We start from the raw sequence: 17,498 nt of genomic DNA on the forward strand, positions 1-17,498 counted from the left end.
GAAAACGAAGTGTCAGCCCTGTAACCGATCACTCATACCGCAACGCCTGCGCAGGCTCGATCTGCGAAGCCCGGTATGCCGGATAGATCGTCGCCAGGAAGCTGAGGATCAGCCCCGCTGCGCAGATCATCACCACGTCGCTGCCTTCCAGTTGCGATGGCAGGTTACTGATGAAATACACGTCCGAGGTAAAGATGTGCTGCCCGGTCACCCGCTCGACCCAGCCCACCAACTGGCTGACATTGATCGCCGCGATCACCCCCAGCACGCCACCGATGAGCGTGCCGATCACCCCGATCACCGAGCCCTGGACCATGAAGATGGTCATGATCTGCCGAGGCGTGGCGCCGATGGTGCGCAGGATCGCGATGTCCGCGCCCTTGTCGTTCACCACCATGATCAGGGTCGCGATGATGTTGAACGCCGCGACCGCGACGATCATCAGCAACAAGAGACCAATCATGGTCTTTTCCATCTTCATCGCGCTGAACAGACTGCCTTGGGTGTGGGTCCAGTCATCGGCCTTGTAGTCGGCGCCCAGACCGCCCGCAATCGCCGCTGACACTTGCGGCGCCGCGTACAGGTCCTTCAGCGCCAGCCGCACGCCTTGCACCTGATTCGGCTGCCAGCGCTTGATGGCCGCAGCGTCCGCCACGTTGACCAGCGCCATGGAGCCGTCCAGTTCAGCACCGACCTTGAACACGCCGACCACGGTCAAGCGCTGCAAGCGCGGGGTGATACCGCCCGGATCGTTGCTGATTTCCGGCACGATCAGGGTCAGTTTGTCGCCGACATTAAGGCGGAACCGCCGCGCGGTGATTTCGCCGATCACCACGCCGTACTCACCGGGCTTCAAGTCCTGCAAGCGGCCCTGAACGATGTGCTGAGTGACGATGGAGACCTGGGATTCCAGCGCCGGATCGACGCCGTTGATCTCGATCGGCTGCATCGCGCCCTTGTACGAGAGCATGCCGTCCATCTGCGTGAACGGCACGGCTGCCGTGACTTGTGGATTCTTCAAGGCCGCGTCGGCGGCGGGCTTCCAGTCGTCCAGCGGCTGCACGCCGTCGATCACTGCGTGGGGCACCATGCCGAGCACGCGGGAGCTCATTTCCTTTTGAAAGCCGTTCATCACGGACAGCACGACGATCATCGCCAGGACACCCAGCGCCAGCCCGATCATCGAGGTCATGGAAATGAACGAAATGAAATGGTTGCGGCGTTTGGCCCGGGTGTAGCGCGTGCCGATAAAAATGGATAACGGTCTGAACATTCGTGGAGCACCGTAGCTGAATAGGTACACCCCGACGCCGCTTAGCGCAGCGCCAGGTTCAATGCGTCACGCCTCGATGAGGCGGCCTTCTTCCAGACGCCACACGCGGTCCATCTGGCGGGCCAGCGACAGGTCGTGGGTCACCACCAGAAACGCGGTGCGCGACGAAGTGCTGAGTTCCAGCATCAGGTCTTGAATGCCCTGGGCGGTGTGGGAGTCGAGGTTGCCGGTCGGCTCGTCGAGCATGACCAGACCCGGCTGGTTGACCAGCGCGCGGGCAATCGCCACGCGCTGACGTTCGCCACCGGACAGTTCCGCAGGCTTGTGCGCCAGACGGTGCTTGAGGCCAACCCGTTCCAGCAGCGCCGTGGCGCGTTGACGCGCCTCAGGAATCGGCGTTTTGCCGATCAACAGCGGCATGCAGACGTTCTCCAGCGCAGTGAATTCCGGCAGCAAATGGTGGAACTGGTAAACGAAACCCAACGCCCGGTTGCGCAGCAGGCCACGGGCCTTCTCGTTCAACGCCGACAGCTCTTCGCCTGCCAGCCACACACTGCCTTCAGTCGGGGTATCCAGACCACCGAGCAGGTTGAGCAAGGTACTTTTACCCGACCCTGAACTGCCGACGATGGCCACGCGCTCACCGGGGTGCAGTTCCAGTTGCAGGCCCGACAGCACGACCACGGATTCCGGGCCTTCCTCGTAGGATTTGCCCAGGTTGCGGCAGCTCAATACAGCTTTATCACTCATGCGCGACTCACTCATAACGTAGCGCCTCCGCCGGCTGGGTGCGCGCCGCACGCCAGGCAGGATACAGGGTGGCGAGGAAACTCAGGACCAGCGCCGCGCCGCAAACCAGCAGCACGTCTTCGGTCATCAATTGCGATGGCAGATAGTCGATGAAGTAGACATCCGCATTGAGAAACTTGTGGCCGATGAGGCGCTCCAGCGCCGCGATCGCCGCGCTGACGTTGAGTGCTGCGAGAATGCCGACGCCTGCGCCAATGGCCGTGCCGACGACGCCGATGACGGTGCCCTGAACCATGAAGATGCGCATGATCTGGCCCGGCGTTGCGCCCAACGTGCGCAGAATCGCGATGTCACCGCGCTTGTCGTTCACCACCATGACCAACGTGGAAATGATGTTGAACGCCGCTACCGCCACGATCAGCAACAGCAGCAGGCCGATGATGGATTTCTCCATGCCGATGGCCTGATACAGGTTGCCGTGGGTGCGGGTCCAGTCGCGGGAGTAATACTCGTGCTCGCCCAGGTTTTGCGCGATTTCATACGCCGAGCGCGGCGCCTTGAACAAATCGGTGAACTTCAGGCGCAGGCCCTGCACCTGATCCGGCTTCCAGCGGTGCAGACGCGCCAGATCCTGCAGATTGGTGACGCCCAGATAGCCATCCAGTTCACCCGCGCCGACGTGGAAAATCCCGACCACGGTGAAGCGCTTCATGCGCGGAAACATGCCCGCCGGGGTGACGGTGATTTCAGGGGAAACGAACGTGACCTTGTCGCCGATTTTCACCCCCAGCTTGTTGGCCGCCTTGTCACCGATGACCACGCCAAAGCCGCCTGACACCAGATCGTCAAGACTGCCCTGTTTCATGAAGCCATCGATAATCGAAACTTTGCGTTCCTCGACCGGGTCGATGGCATTGAGCAGGATTTTCTGCACGTTGCCGTTGTTGGTCAGAAGGCCCTGCATCTGGGTGAACGGCGCAACCGCCTCCACTTGCGGGTTCTGTTTGACCCGTGTGGCCAGACTTTGCCAGTCGCTGATCGGCTCGCCGGATTCGATGGTGGCGTGAGGCACCATGCCCAGTACGCGAGTGCGCATTTCGTGGTCGAAGCCGTTCATGACCGATAACACGACTATCATCACCACTACGCCAAGGGCGAGACCGATCATCGACGTCAGGGAAATGAAGGAGACAAAATGGTTACGGCGTTTTGCACGGGTGTACCGCGTGCCGATAAATACAAAAAGAGGTCTGAACATGTAAGGGCTTGTTCGGAGGAATGGGAACGTCCTTGTGGCGGGCCTTGGCCTGCGGCTTTACACTCGATTCATTGAGGCGCAATCGAACGCAATCACTCTGACAACCGCTGCTACCATGGGTTCGCCATGCCGACACTAGATGAAGAAGAACGCCGCGAATACTACCGTATCGAGGACAGCGTCGCACTGGAAATTCAACGCATTCCAGCCTCGGGTTCCGTCGACGAACACAGCCACCATGACACCTCCACCCTCTTCGACCTGCTGAGCGAGTTGCACGTCGCCGAATTCGAATCCCAGCATCTGCTGCGTCAGCTCGACGACCGTGATCGCACTACCAACAGTTTCTTGCGAGCCATGAGCAAACGCATCGACCTGCTCGGCCAGGTGGTCGCACAAACCGTGCTGGGCAAACTCGGCGCCCCGCAGAAAGTGATCATGTCCGAAGGCGGGCTGCAATTCGAGTCGCATCAGCCCTTCCCTGTCGACACCCTGCTCTCCGTGAAAATGGTGCTGATGCCGCAGGCCTCGGGGATGATGTTGCGGGCCAAAGTCACCCAGTGCCATTCCCGTACCATCGGCGATTTTGAGGTGGGCACCGAGTGGGTCGACCTCAGCGAAGCCCAGCGCCAGCTACTGGCCCGACATATCTTGCAACGACAAGCCGCCCAGAGAAGACTGGCACGCGAGCAAAGCAATCCCGATACACACTGACTTTCAGCCTTTAGGCGCGTTATCCAAGGAGCACCTGTGACACTGATTTATGGCCACCGCGGCGCCAAAGGCGAAGCACCGGAAAATACCCTGACCAGCTTTCAGGAATGCCTCAAACACGGGGTCAAACGTTGCGAACTGGACCTGCACCTGTCCCGCGACGGCGAACTGATGGTGATCCACGACCCCACCCTCAAACGCACCACGGACCGTCGCGGCAAGGTGGTCGAACACGACGCGGCGGATCTGGTGACCTACGACGCGCGCAAAGGCGGTCCGGGCTGGGTTCAACCATGCCCGATTCCACGTCTGGAAGAGCTGTTCGAGAAGTGCGATTTCGATCACTGGCAACTGGAAGTCAAAAGCGCCTCACGCACCCGCTCGGCGACCACCGTGCTGGCGATCCGTGAAATGGCCCAGCGTCACGGTTTGCTGGACAAAATCACCATCACCTCCAGTTCACGGGAAGTGCTGGGGGCCGCACTGGAACTGACGCCGGACATCTCGAGAGGTCTGGTGGCCGAGTACGCCTGGCTCGACCCGCTCAAAGTCGCGCAAAACTATGGCTGTGAGATTCTGGCGCTGAACTGGACGCTGTGCACGCCGGAACGCCTGAAGAAAGCCCAGAGTCAGGGCCTGCATGTGTCGGTCTGGACCGTCAACGAGCCTGCGCTGATGCGCAGACTCGCCGACTTCGGCGTCGACAGCCTGATTACAGACTTTCCCGGTTTGGCCAGCGCCACCCTCGGGAATTACTGAAATCGGTCTCTCCGGCCGGCTCAGGCCACCGGCCGGAGCCGCTCAAAAAAGCCGGTTGAGGCCGTCGTATGCCGCGACCCGATAGGCTTCGGCCATGGTCGGGTAGTTGAACGTGGTGTTGACGAAATACTTGATGCTGTTCGCTTCACCCGGTTGGTTCATGATCGCCTGGCCGATGTGCACGATCTCCGAAGCCTGGTCGCCGAAGCAGTGCACGCCGAGGATTTCCAGGGTTTCACGATGGAACAGGATCTTCAACATGCCCACCGGCTCGTTGGAGATCTGCGCGCGGGCCATGCTCTTGAAGAACGCCTTGCCCACTTCGTACGGAATCTTGGCCTGGGTGAGGTCGTGCTCGTTCTGGCCGATGGAGCTGATTTCCGGGATGGTATAGATGCCGGTCGGCACGTCGTTGACGAAACGCCAGGTGCCGTTGTCCACCGCTTTGCCCGAGGCCGAACGGCCCTGATCATACGCAGCACTGGCCAGGCTTGGCCAGCCGATCACGTCGCCTGCGCCGTAGATGTTCGGCTTGCTGGTGCGGTACTCCTCGTCAACCTCGATCTGACCACGGCCATTGGCCTTGATGCCGACGTTTTCCAGGCCCAGCTTGTCGGTGTTGCCGGTCCGGCCGTTGCACCAGAGCAAGGCGTCGGCCTTGACCTTCTTGCCGGACTTGAGGTGCAGGATCACGCCGTTTTCCAAGCCTTCGACCCGCTCGTATTCCTCGTTGTGGCGCACCATCACGTTGTTGTTGCTGAAGTGGTAACTCAAGCCTTGAGAAATTTCGGCGTCAAGGAAGCTCAGCAACTGATCGCGGTTGTCGATCAGCTCGACGTCCACACCCAGGCCACTGAAGATCGACGCGTATTCACAGCCAATCACGCCCGCACCGTAGATGATCAGTTTGCGCGGGGTGTGGTTGAGGCTGAGGATGGTGTCGCTGTCGTAGATGCGCTTGTGGCTGAAGTCGATGTCCGCCGGGCGATAAGGACGGGAACCGGTGGCAATGATGATCTGGTTGGCGACCAGTTTTTCCACGACACCAGTGTTGCACACCACATCAACGGTGCGCTCATCGGCAAAGCTGCCGGTGCCGAAAAACACGTCAACACGGTTGCGCGCGTAGTAACCGGTGCGCGATGCCACTTGTTTGTTGATGACTTTTTCAGCGCTTTTCAGCACGTCAGGGAAGGAAAACCAACGCGGTTCGCCAATGGCGCGGAACATCGGGTTGGTGTTGAACTGGATGATCTGCTTGACCGAGTGACGCAGCGCCTTGGACGGGATCGTCCCCAGGTGGGTGCAGTTGCCGCCGACCTGACGACGGCTGTCGACCATCGCCACCTTGCGTCCAGCCTTGGCCGCGTTCATTGCCGCGCCTTCACCCGCCGGACCTGAACCCAGCACCACTACGTCGTAGTTGTAGACAGCCATGCGTACTCCTCAGAACAGGCCGAGACGCCACGCTGGCGTCTCCGGCTAACTCACGCCGCCACGGACGGCATGAAGAATAAACTCGCGGCGCAGTCTAATCGGCCTGCGCCGCGGTGGACATTAACCCTTGGTCGCGTCGCAGGCGAATAATGCGTGCGTTACGTGACACTCCAACAGCCGGTCGAATGCCGGATTGCTGCGGATAATAATGCCCTTGGTGCTCTGAATCACAACAAAAGCTGCAATTTTGTGGTTTTGTGTCAGCTCCTGCGGTTTTTTTCTCGCAGACATCGCGTTCACATCAGTTCTTTTTCGGCTCGACGACAAGGTCGAGGAACAAGCGCTGGGCCACGTCTTTGCCAATATAACTACGATAGATGCTGACCACGTCCTTGTTATCCCGAGCGGCTTTCACCTGAGCGCTATACCCCATCAATCGCTGGCTCGGCAATTTCAAGTGGGCAGCGGTAAACGCCGCGTTTGGCGCATCTTCGTTGGCGTAATGAAAGTGCGCCCACCACAATACGGTCTGGTCCTTGTTGCGAATGACGTACTCCTGAAGAAAGTCATTGCGTTTCGAGCCGGACATATTCTTGCGCCCTTCGTAACGAGCGATGTCGACTTGCTGCTCGCTGGCGAGATAACTGAGGCGCGTCGCAGTCGGCGGTTGCGCTTTGATCATGTTGATACGCAACTTGCGCCCCTCGGCGACAAGCCGGGCCGCAGCGGCGCGCAACTTCCCAGCTTCAAGTGATGCGGGATCCGTCTTCATCTGATCTTCGGTCAATCCGCTGACGTGAGCGGCGAACTTGTCCGCCAGCTCGTTCAACCTGTCGCCCTGAAGCACCAGAATATTTTCGATGTCTGCAGGCTCATAAGTTTTTAGCGATAGTCGTCGAGCCTCGTTGATATCTGTGTCGACCCGAGCAAGAACGGTGCTGGCTCGACGCTTGAGCTCATCCAGCGTAACAACGCTCTTGGGCCTTTCTGGTTTCGGGGGGCGCACGGTTTCGACTTCGACCCATTCTCCGTTTTCGTGCAAGTGATAGGTCCCGACCACCGTATCGCTCGTGGCTTTAGTGACATCGACCACAACCCCCGGAAAGTCCGTTTCTCCATCCCTCACGCGCCCCACCAAAGTTCGGTGGTTTCGGGTCTTGATGACGCGCTTGCGCGTCTGTTTCACTCGCGGCACATATTCCGTGCGCCGGGGCACCGACTCCGTACTCTCCCGCACCAAGTCCGACAATCGTTTCTCGGCGCGCTCGGAAATCGCCGACAACTCGGCCATGAAGCGGTCCATGAAATGGGCGTCCAGCGTATCGGCCCCACCATCGCGTGCATGATTTGCGACGAGGCTACAACGCTCATACTCACGCAACGAGCTTTCCAACACTTCAATCTGCTCCTGAACGCTGTAGTCGTTGGGCTTTTCCAGCTCCACATGTGAACTGAAGGCGGCATGCAAGGGATCATCGACGCGTAACCTTCTGAACTGATGATCCCCTTCTCCCGACAAAATAACGTCCCGGGTGAAACACAGCTCCAGTAACGACCACATGCGGTCAACGCGCCACGCCAAGTGAGAGACCAGATTGTTTTGCTGCAATTCCAGCGCCTCTTCCCGCCAGTAGCTCTCTCCGACCTTGGGCACGTCCCGAAGCTCCACCCAGACATCCTCCCGCACCTGAGACCACGTCACCGCCCGGTCCTGAAGCTTCACCAGCTCGGAAAAAAGTGCCAGATAAGCATCGACATTCGTGACCGTCACATAGCCGCCATCAGAACGCAGCGCCACCAAGGCATCACGCGCCAGCTTTACCGAGTTCGTCAGCAGCAGTGCCTCCAGAAACGCAATGCGCCGAGCTATGCCCTGCAAATCCGTCGCTGTGACTTTTTCCCCGAGCCGGTCGGCCGGACGCAGGGTTTGCTGGAGCTGCTTTCGCTCCTCGAACAGCGCCCTGAGCGCATTCAGATCCGTTTCGATCAGGTCGTAGATTGGCCCCGGGAGTTGCCTGTCCACGTTCCGAGTGGTCAGTTCCCAACCCTCAAATTTCTTGTACAACGCCGCTCTCTGTCGCCCGAGTTCCACGTCGCGCGCCATGACCTGCTTTAGCCTGGCGGCATTTTCCAGCGCCATCTGACGGGCATTGCGCGTAGGCCCTCCGCCTTTCAGCCGTAGCGACAGGTCCAGCGCCCAGCCAAGCCTGTCGTGTCTGATGCGAGGCCCCGGCACACGGACATTCTGTGGATCAAGGATATGAATGTCGCCTTGTACAAAAACAACCTCATACATCCCGCTGTCGAGCCTCACATGCCATCGATTGTCATGAAGGTAGAGCCCTTCTCGCCCAGACATCGAGGACGGGCCTTCAAAAGCCGATGTCTCCTCCACCTTCATGCGCTCCAACTGGAGAACCTGGTCGCCAGTCAGACGATGACCGAGGTTCGTCCAGGAGAAATCCAGCAGCGGTGTCGACTCAGTGCTGACCGGCTTCACAGAAGTATCGTCTCCGAGCACAGGATCCGACCCATCGGCGGGCTTGAGCCCTCCGACTTCTGAGGTAGCAACAGCGATTCCTGGCTTGAATCCCTGATGCAACAGAATCATGGCCAACGTCAGCAGCAGCGAGCTCCAGGCCTCTGACTTTGCCGCAGACGAACCTTGCTCACCTGCCGCCAGCACTCGCTCAACGCCCGTCATGAGTTGCACCAACCACAGCGCCGTGCCGACTGCACCTGAGAGAAATGGCATGACGGCCTCCAGCGCCAACCACCCGCCCTGCTGAATCATCGCCCAGCGGCTTTCAGCATTGGAAATCGACTCTCGATCCGCAAGATCGATCAATGCCTGGGCGTTCGCGTTGAACAGCGCGCTCATGACGTCACCCGGAACCGGGCTGACACTCAGTTGTGCAGGTGCAGGCGTCGGGATCGGCGCGAAATCCGATCCTTGACCGAACCGTGCGATATGAGGCTGTTCAAAGCCGCCGTTGGCGTAACGCTCACGACCCTGTTCGGTCATCCAGACGAGCACCTGCTCCTGCAACGTCCCCTCGTCGACGATCGCTTTTCGAAGGGCCGACCATGTCGAATACTCCGTCAACGGTTCGGCTACAAAGGGGCGATACAACACGACGGGGCCCTCCGAGGTATCCGCCGCGCCCACCACAAACATGTTGCAAACCTCATCCGCCTTGGCACCGGCGTGTGCGACCCAGGCCAGCGGACGCAATACGACGTTTTTGGTCGACGAATTTTTATCGACCAGCGCATCGATCAGTCGCACGCCCGCTTGCGTCAATTGCCCTTGCCCGCGAATTTTTTGCTCAAGTGCCTTGAGTGGCAACTGCACGCGCAACTGATCGGTGAACAGGATTTTCCGCCGTGCCGCCTGAGCGACGTCGGTCACCAAATAGCGCTCCACGCGCTTGGGATAGGCGTCTCCGACATCAGCACGAACCATCAGAGCTTTCAGATAATCGACCGTCAGCCATGCAGGCAACGGCCCCCCGTCGCGCATCGACAGGGTAATGGTGGCGTTGGGCAAGCTCGAAAGGTTGCCCAGCGCGAACGCTGCCACGCTCATACGCTGTGTTTCCTGCACACCACCCACGGCGACCATTTGCCCAGCCGATGACACCGCAGCAGCCACTACCTTGGCGACGTGGACGGTCACATCATCCAGGGTCAGGCCTGTCGCTTCCGGATGATCCTTGAGCATGCCGTCCTGCATTTCCCGCCGCGCAAACTCCAGAATTGGAGGCAAATCATCGTTCCATGCCTCACCCGCAGCATTGTCCGCCACGACCGCCAGCGCAGACAGGCGACGACTGTAATCAAGACGGTCGGCTGACGAGGCGCTGGCCAGCCATTGTGGCAACTGATCCATGCGGGTGACCGTTGCGGCCCCGATCGATGGCTCATCGTCCAGCAACGGAGCAATATCGGTGACCTTGGCCAGATAACGCTCCATTTCCTCGTAGTCTTGGAACGCCAGTGACGACACCCGTTCGATCGCCATCAGCTGTGCGTCCAGAACATGCAGCGCTTTTTGCTCACAGCGCTCGCGCCAGTACGCATCACTCATTTCCGGTCGCCGCAATTTGAGGTTGCGTTGTTCAAACGCATCAATCAGTTGACGGCCAGGGCTCTTTCCCCCCTCAAATTCACGATCCCAAAAACAGGTAATCGCCTGAATGAAAACATCCGGAAGACTGAGCGAAACGCTATCGATGAGAATCGCCAACTGCGCCATATCCACAGCCAGTTCAAGAGGTGGCGTCGCTGCTGGGTCAGCGATCAGCCTGTGCTGCTCCGCGCGCCACTGAAACGTTTTCCCGGTCAGAAAGCTGACCTGCAGCGCCGCCGTCAGCGTCGTACCGCTGGTCTGAGCCAATTCGGTGACCGTCGCGAGATCAGGATCGATCTTCAATTCAGGAAATTGCTTCTCAAGCTCGGTCTTTAACGCGCGGGAAGCTTCGACGGGCAGCGAAGGCCGGTGGGAAAAAACATCAATCAGGTGAAACTTACTATTCATTCTGTCGTCAACTCGCAGGTTTATGCCAAACCTGGCCGATCCGTTGGACGGTCAGGATTCGTTCTGGCGAGTTAACGCAAGATCAGCGCTGCATATGACATAGATAAATATTGCGATCAGCGGTCTAGCCGGGAAAAACAGCGCAGGATGATGAGTGTCTTCTGATTGCCATCCGCCACTTTTACACATATCGTTACAAATCTGCGCAGTTGGAGGCCAAGCTCGGACGGCGCAGGCGAGGACGCACAAATACAACGGATCCCCCAGCTAGACAGCCTAAGTGAGTAATTCCAAATGGCCTCGAACACAGGCAAAGGCAAGGCGATTTTTCGCGTTGTCAGCGGCAACTTCCTTGAAATGTTTGACTTCATGGTCTACGGCTTCTACGCCACGGCCATCGCCAAGGCATTCTTCCCTGCCGACAGTGAATTCGCATCGCTGATGCTTTCACTGGCGACCTTCGGCGCGGGCTTCCTGATGCGCCCGCTGGGTGCCATTTTCCTGGGTGCCTACATCGACCATCACGGCCGCAAGAAAGGTCTGATCATCACCCTGGCGTTGATGGCCATGGGCACATTGCTGATTGCCTTCGTACCGGGTTACGCGACACTGGGCGTCGCCGCACCGCTGCTGGTGCTGATCGGCCGTCTGCTGCAAGGCTTCTCGGCCGGTGTGGAACTGGGCGGCGTGTCGGTTTACCTCGCGGAAATTTCGACCCCGGGCCGCAAGGGCTTCTTCGTCAGTTGGCAGTCCGCCAGCCAACAGGCCGCCGTGGTATTCGCCGGTTTGCTGGGAGTCGGCCTGAACCACTGGCTCACCCCGGAAGACATGAGCCAGTGGGGCTGGCGGGTGCCGTTCCTGGTCGGCTGCATGATCGTTCCGGCGATCTTCATCATCCGCCGCTCGCTGGAAGAAACCCCTGAGTTCGAAGCCCGCGCTCGCAAACACCGCCCAACCATGGGCGAAGTGATGAAGTCCATCGGTTCCAACTTTGGCCTGGTTGTCGCAGGCATGGCTTTGGTGGTCATGACCACCGTGTCGTTCTACCTGATCACGGCGTACACCCCGACGTTCGGCAAGACCGAACTGCACCTGTCTGACCTGGACAGCCTGCTGGTCACCGTCTGCGTAGGCATTTCCAACTTCATCTGGCTGCCGGTGATGGGCGCTGTGTCCGACAAGATCGGTCGCAAACCACTGCTGCTGGCCGCCACCATTCTGGCCATCATTACCGCCTACCCTGCCCTGTCCTGGCTGACGTCCAACCCGAGCTTCGGGAACCTGCTGATGGTCGAGCTGTGGCTGTCGTTCCTGTACGGCTCGTATAACGGTGCGATGGTGGTGTCCCTGACCGAAATCATGCCCGTTGAAGTCCGTACCACCGGCTTCTCCCTGGCTTACAGCCTGGCAACTGCGACCTTCGGTGGCTTCACCCCGGCGGCCTGTACTTACCTGATCCATGAGCTGAACAACAAGGCGGCTCCAGGTATCTGGCTGAGCGGTGCTGCCGTGCTGGGCCTGATCGCCACGCTGGTGCTGTTCCGCAAAGGCAACCAGACGCGTATGGAAGCTGTTGCGGGGTAAAAGCAGCTGCGAGTTGTGAGCAGAAATGAAAACGCCCCGAACAATGTCGGGGCGTTTTCATTTAGCGTCAGCTTACTTCGGGAACGCAGGCGGGTTGACCCCGGCCATATCTTCCATCACACGAACCACCTGGCAGCTGTAACCGAATTCGTTGTCGTACCACACGTACAAGACAACGCGGTTGTCGTTGACGATAGTGGCTTCAGCGTCGACCACACCGGCGTGGCGCGAACCCACGAAGTCGGTGGAGACCACTTCCTGAGAGTTCACGAAGTCGATCTGCTTGTGCAGGTCGGAATACAGCGCAGTCTGGCGCAGGTATTCATTGACTTCTTCACGGGTGGTTTCTGCGCCCAGGTTCAGGTTCAGAATGGCCATCGAGACGTTCGGCGTCGGAACGCGAATCGCGTTGCCGGTCAGCTTGCCTGCCAGTTCAGGCAGTGCCTTGGCAGCAGCGGTGGCCGCACCAGTCTCGGTGATGACCATGTTCAACGCAGCGCTACGGCCACGACGGTCACCCTTGTGGAAGTTGTCGATCAGGTTCTGGTCGTTGGTGTACGAGTGAACCGTTTCAACGTGACCGTTGACGATGCCGAACTTGTCGTTGATCGCCTTGAGCACCGGCACGATGGCGTTGGTGGTGCAGGACGCCGCCGACACGATCTTGTCATCGGCCGAGATCTGCTGATGGTTGATGCCGTGAACGATGTTCTTCAGCTTGCCTTTGCCCGGTGCGGTCAGCACCACGCGATCGACACCCGGGCACTGCAAGTGCTGGCCGAGACCGTCTGCATCACGCCATACGCCGGTGTTGTCGACCAGCAGGGCGTCCTTGATGCCGTACTGGGTGTAGTCCACCTCGGTCGGGTTCTTGGCGTAGATCACCTGAATCAGGTTGCCATTGGCAGTGATGGTGTTGTTGGCTTCGTCGATGGTGATGGTGCCGTCGAACGGACCGTGCACCGAGTCGCGACGCAGCAGGCTGGCGCGCTTCATCAGGTCGTTTTCCGAGCCTTTGCGCACGACGATGGCACGCAGACGCAGACCGTCGCCACCACCGGTTTTTTCGATCAGGATACGCGCCAGCAGACGACCGATACGGCCGAAACCGTAGAGAACGACGTCAGTGCCCTTACGGGCGCCGGAATTCTGCTGACCGACGACTTCGGCCATTTCTTCGCGGACAAACTGCTCGGCGGTACGGCCATTGGCCTCAGACTTGTATTTGACGGCCAGCTTGCCCAGGTCCACCGAAGCGGCACCCAGTTTGAGCTCGCTCATCGCTTTGATGAGCGGGAAAGTCTCGTGTACGGACAATTCGGTCGCGTCAGCCTGACGGTGACGGGCAAAGCGGTGAGCCTTGAGAATTGCGATGACTGAACGGTTGATCAGAGTGCGGCCATAGATCGAACTCACCACGTTGTTGTTGCGGTAGAGCTGACCGATAAGCGGGATCATCGCCTCGGCGAGGGCTTCACGATCGATCCATTCACCAAGACACTGGTCGGGCTTCTGAGTCACGGGAACCTTCCACATGTAGGGGCTGAAAAAAGGGACTACATTATGCTCAAGCCTTTGTTTATAAGCAATCCGGAGTTTTGAGATTGCCGGGCACTACATAATTTGGCACCCACAAAGACGCGCACAAAACTGACAGCGGAATCCCGATTTAGTTACAATCCCCGGCTTTGCCGCAACGCCTGGAGCCTTACCTTCCGTGCCCGTTCTGCGCCTACCGATTCTTCCTGCCGCCAGCGGCAAACAACAGTGGGGCAACCTGCCCGGCGCCGCCCAAAGCCTGGCTATTGCCGAGGCCGCGAGCGCTGCGAAACGCTTCACCCTGCTCCTGACCGCCGACAGCCAGAGCGCCGAGCGGCTGGAACAGGAACTGAAGTTCTTCGCCCCCGATTTGCCGGTGCTGCATTTCCCTGACTGGGAAACCCTGCCCTACGATCTTTTCTCGCCCCATCAAGACATCATTTCCCAGCGCATCGCCAGCCTTTACCGCTTGCCGGAGCTGGAACACGGCGTATTGGTCGTGCCGATCACCACCGCGCTGCATCGCCTGGCGCCGACCAGATTCCTGCTTGGCAGCAGCCTGGTGCTCGACGTCGGCCAGAAGCTCGATGTTGAAGTGATGCGCACACGGCTTGAAGCCAGCGGTTATCGCTACGTCGACACGGTCTACGAACACGGCGAGTTCACAGTGCGTGGCGCGCTGATCGATCTGTTTCCGATGGGCAGCAAACTGCCTTACCGGATCGACCTGTTCGACGACGAGATCGAAACCCTGCGCACCTTCGAGCCGGACACCCAACGATCGATCGACAAGGTCGATTCGGTGCGTTTGCTGCCCGCTAAGGAATTCCCGCTGCAGAAAGAGGCCGTGGTGCGTTTCAAGGCCCGCTTCCGCGAGCGCTTTGACGTGGATTTCCGACGCAGCCCGATCTTTCAGGACCTGAACAGCGGCATCACCCCCGCGGGCATCGAGTACTACATCCCGCTGTTCTTCGAAGAAACGTCCACGCTGTTCGACTACCTGCCCCAAGACACCCAGGTGTTCTCGCTGCCGGGCATCGAAGCGGCGGCGGAAACCTTCTGGAAGGACGTGCGCAATCGCTACGAAGAGCGCCGCATCGACCCGGACCGCCCTCTGCTGCCGCCTGATGAGCTGTTCCTGCCGGTGGAAGACTGCTTTGCCCGCCTGAAAAGCTGGCCTCGGGTCGTGGCCAGTCAGGATGACCTCGAAACCGGCGTGGGCCGCGAGCGTTTCCCGGCACAGGCGCTGCCGAACCTGGCCATCGAGGCAAAGGCCAATCAGCCGTTGGCGGCCCTGTCGGGTTTCCTCGACGCCTTCACCGGTCGTGTGCTGTTCACCGCCGAGTCCGCCGGTCGCCGTGAAGTGCTGCTCGAATTGCTCGACCGCCTGAAACTGCGCCCGAAGACCGTGGACAGTTGGCAGGAGTTCGTCGACAGCAAGGAGCGCCTGGCGATCACCATCGCGCCACTGGACGAAGGTCTGGTGCTTGAGCAACCGGCATTGGCGCTGATCGCCGAAAGCCCGTTGTTCGGCCAGCGCGTCATGCAGCGTCGCCGTCGCGAAAAACGCATGGACGGCCACGCCAACGACGCCGTGATCAAGAACCTGGCCGAGCTGCGCGAAGGCGCGCCCGTGGTGCACATCGATCACGGCGTCGGGCGCTACCTGGGGCTGGCCACACTGGAAGTGGAAAACCAGGTCGCCGAATTCCTCATGCTGGCCTATGCCGACGAGGCCAAGCTGTATGTTCCGGTCGCCAACCTGCACCTGATCGCGCGCTACACCGGCAGCGACGACGAGTTGGCCCCATTGCATCGACTCGGCTCCGAAGCCTGGCAGAAAGCCAAGCGAAAGGCCGCCGAACAAGTACGCGACGTCGCAGCCGAACTGCTTGACATCTACGCTCGCCGCGCCGCGCGCGAGGGCTATGCGTTCGCCGATCCGAAGCTGGACTACGAGACCTTCAGCGCCGGCTTCCCGTTCGAAGAAACCCCGGACCAGCAAACCACCATCGAGGCGGTGCGCGCCGACATGCTCGCGCCCAAGCCGATGGACCGGCTGGTCTGCGGCGACGTGGGGTTCGGCAAGACCGAAGTGGCCATGCGCGCGGCGTTCATTGCCGTTCATGGCGGCAAGCAGGTAGCGATTCTGGTGCCCACCACCCTGCTCGCGCAGCAGCACTACAACAGCTTCCGCGACCGCTTCGCCGACTGGCCGGTGAAGGTCGAGGTGATGAGCCGCTTCAAGTCCGCCAAGGAAGTGAACGCCGCAGTCGCCGAACTGGCCGAGGGCAAGATCGACATCGTCATCGGCACCCACAAGCTGTTGCAGGACGACGTCAAGATCAAGAATCTGGGCCTGGTGATCATCGATGAAGAGCACCGTTTCGGTGTACGCCAGAAAGAACAGCTCAAGGCGCTGCGCAGCGAAGTCGACATCCTGACCCTGACCGCCACGCCGATCCCGCGCACCCTGAACATGGCCGTGGCGGGCATGCGCGACCTGTCGATCATCGCCACCCCGCCCGCCCGTCGCCTGTCGGTGCGCACTTTTGTGATGGAGCAGAACAAACCCACCGTCAAAGAAGCGCTGCTGCGTGAGCTGCTGCGTGGCGGTCAGGTGTATTACCTGCACAACGACGTGAAGACCATCGAGAAGTGCGCCGCCGACCTCGCCGAACTGGTGCCCGAGGCGCGCATCGGCATCGGCCACGGGCAGATGAACGAGCGCGAACTCGAACAGGTGATGAGCGATTTCTACCACAAGCGCTTCAACGTGCTGATCGCCTCGACCATCATCGAAACCGGCATCGACGTGCCGAGCGCCAACACCATCATCATCGAGCGTGCCGACAAGTTCGGTCTGGCCCAACTACACCAGTTGCGCGGCCGCGTCGGGCGCAGTCACCACCAGGCCTACGCCTACCTGCTGACGCCACCACGCAAGCAGATCACCCCTGATGCCGAAAAGCGCCTGGAGGCCATCGCCAATACCCAGGACCTCGGCGCGGGCTTCGTGCTGGCCACCAACGACCTGGAAATCCGTGGCGCGGGCGAACTGCTGGGCGAAGGCCAGAGCGGTCAGATTCAGGCCGTGGGTTTCACGCTGTACATGGAAATGCTCGAACGTGCGGTGAAGTCGATCCGCAAGGGCGAGCAACCGAATCTGGAGCAGCCCTTGGGCGGCGGGCCGGAAATCAACCTGCGGGTGCCGGGACTGATTCCCGAAGACTACCTGCCGGATGTCCACGCACGGCTGATCCTCTACAAGCGCATCGCCAACGCCGCCGACGAAGAGGGGCTGAAGGATCTGCAAGTCGAGATGATCGACCGCTTCGGCCTGCTGCCCGAACCGACCAAGAATCTGGTTCGCATGACGCTGCTCAAACTCAAGGCCGAGCAACTGGGCATCAAGAAGATCGATGCCGGGCCGCAGGGTGGACGAATCGAATTCGGCGCCGATACTCCAGTGGAACCGTTGACGCTGATCAAGCTGATTCAGGGCCAACCCAAGCGTTACAAATTCGAAGGCGCTACGTTGTTCAAATTCATGGTACCCATGGAGCGTCCCGAAGAGCGTTTCAATCACCTTGAAGCGCTGCTCGAACGCCTGACGCCGCTGCCCTCTACACAATCGTCTTAAG

At 59.8% G+C, this 17,498-nt stretch carries 11 protein-coding genes; 4 read left to right on the forward strand and 7 right to left on the reverse strand.

Translation table 11 applies throughout. From position 1 onward, the window contains the following. Window positions 1-28 precede the first annotated feature (28 nt). The 3 genes from ACI5GA_RS04800 to ACI5GA_RS04810 all read right to left on the reverse strand — a co-directional run bounded on the left by ACI5GA_RS04800 (window position 29) and on the right by ACI5GA_RS04810 (window position 3,281). The gene (locus tag ACI5GA_RS04800; protein ID WP_404630647.1) at window positions 29-1,273 is read right to left on the reverse strand and encodes a lipoprotein-releasing ABC transporter permease subunit; all 1,245 of its coding nucleotides are present in this window, start codon (window positions 1,271-1,273) and stop codon (window positions 29-31) included. A 66-nt stretch (window positions 1,274-1,339) separates the two neighbouring features. Next, window positions 1,340-2,023 carry a lipoprotein-releasing ABC transporter ATP-binding protein LolD gene (lolD, locus tag ACI5GA_RS04805; protein WP_404630649.1) on the reverse strand — a complete coding sequence of 228 codons (684 nt, stop codon included), beginning with the start codon at window positions 2,021-2,023 and terminating at the stop codon, window positions 1,340-1,342. A 7-nt stretch (window positions 2,024-2,030) separates the two neighbouring features. Continuing rightward, on the reverse strand, window positions 2,031-3,281 hold the full coding sequence (locus tag ACI5GA_RS04810; RefSeq protein WP_421421964.1) for a lipoprotein-releasing ABC transporter permease subunit: 1,251 nt from the start codon (window positions 3,279-3,281) through the stop codon (window positions 2,031-2,033). Window positions 3,282-3,407: 126 nt separating this feature from the next. On the opposite strand from ACI5GA_RS04810, the gene ACI5GA_RS04815 reads away from it, so the two are divergent. Further along, complete coding sequence (locus tag ACI5GA_RS04815; RefSeq protein WP_404630653.1) at window positions 3,408-3,995, forward strand: PilZ domain-containing protein; 588 nt, start codon at window positions 3,408-3,410, stop codon at window positions 3,993-3,995. Between the two features lie 36 nt (window positions 3,996-4,031). Beyond that, window positions 4,032-4,754 carry a glycerophosphodiester phosphodiesterase gene (locus ACI5GA_RS04820; RefSeq protein WP_404630655.1) on the forward strand — a complete coding sequence of 241 codons (723 nt, stop codon included), beginning with the start codon at window positions 4,032-4,034 and terminating at the stop codon, window positions 4,752-4,754. Between the two features lie 42 nt (window positions 4,755-4,796). On the opposite strand, the gene sthA is transcribed toward ACI5GA_RS04820, so the two are convergent. The 3 genes from sthA to ACI5GA_RS04835 form a co-directional block, all read right to left on the reverse strand. Further along, a complete protein-coding gene (gene sthA, locus ACI5GA_RS04825; protein WP_404630657.1) occupies window positions 4,797-6,191 on the reverse strand; it encodes a Si-specific NAD(P)(+) transhydrogenase in 1,395 nt (464 codons plus the stop codon). A 120-nt stretch (window positions 6,192-6,311) separates the two neighbouring features. Beyond that, window positions 6,312-6,491: a hypothetical protein gene (locus ACI5GA_RS04830; protein WP_421421966.1), complete on the reverse strand. Its 180-nt coding sequence runs from the start codon at window positions 6,489-6,491 to the stop codon at window positions 6,312-6,314. Between the two features lies 1 nt (window position 6,492). Further along, entirely contained in the window at window positions 6,493-10,731 is a 4,239-nt protein-coding gene (locus ACI5GA_RS04835; RefSeq protein ID WP_421421967.1) for a dermonecrotic toxin domain-containing protein, read from the reverse strand. A 294-nt stretch (window positions 10,732-11,025) separates the two neighbouring features. On the opposite strand from ACI5GA_RS04835, the gene ACI5GA_RS04840 reads away from it, so the two are divergent. Then, window positions 11,026-12,315 carry an MFS transporter gene (locus tag ACI5GA_RS04840; protein WP_404630661.1) on the forward strand — a complete coding sequence of 430 codons (1,290 nt, stop codon included), beginning with the start codon at window positions 11,026-11,028 and terminating at the stop codon, window positions 12,313-12,315. A 72-nt stretch (window positions 12,316-12,387) separates the two neighbouring features. Here the strand turns inward: ACI5GA_RS04840 and ACI5GA_RS04845 are convergent, their stop codons facing one another. After that, window positions 12,388-13,851, reverse strand: coding sequence for a glyceraldehyde-3-phosphate dehydrogenase (locus tag ACI5GA_RS04845; protein WP_404630663.1), 1,464 nt, complete (start codon window positions 13,849-13,851; stop codon window positions 12,388-12,390). Between the two features lie 181 nt (window positions 13,852-14,032). Here ACI5GA_RS04845 and mfd point away from each other — a divergent pair, with 181 nt between their 5' ends. After that, window positions 14,033-17,497 (forward strand): transcription-repair coupling factor, encoded by a 3,465-nt coding sequence (mfd, locus tag ACI5GA_RS04850; protein ID WP_421421971.1) that lies wholly within the window; start codon window positions 14,033-14,035, stop codon window positions 17,495-17,497. The last annotated feature ends 1 nt before the right edge of the window (window position 17,498 follow it).

Origin of the sequence: Pseudomonas sp. Pseu.R1 (assembly GCF_045764065.1) — a bacterium.
In the GTDB taxonomy this organism is placed as follows: Bacteria; Pseudomonadota; Gammaproteobacteria; order Pseudomonadales; family Pseudomonadaceae; genus Aquipseudomonas.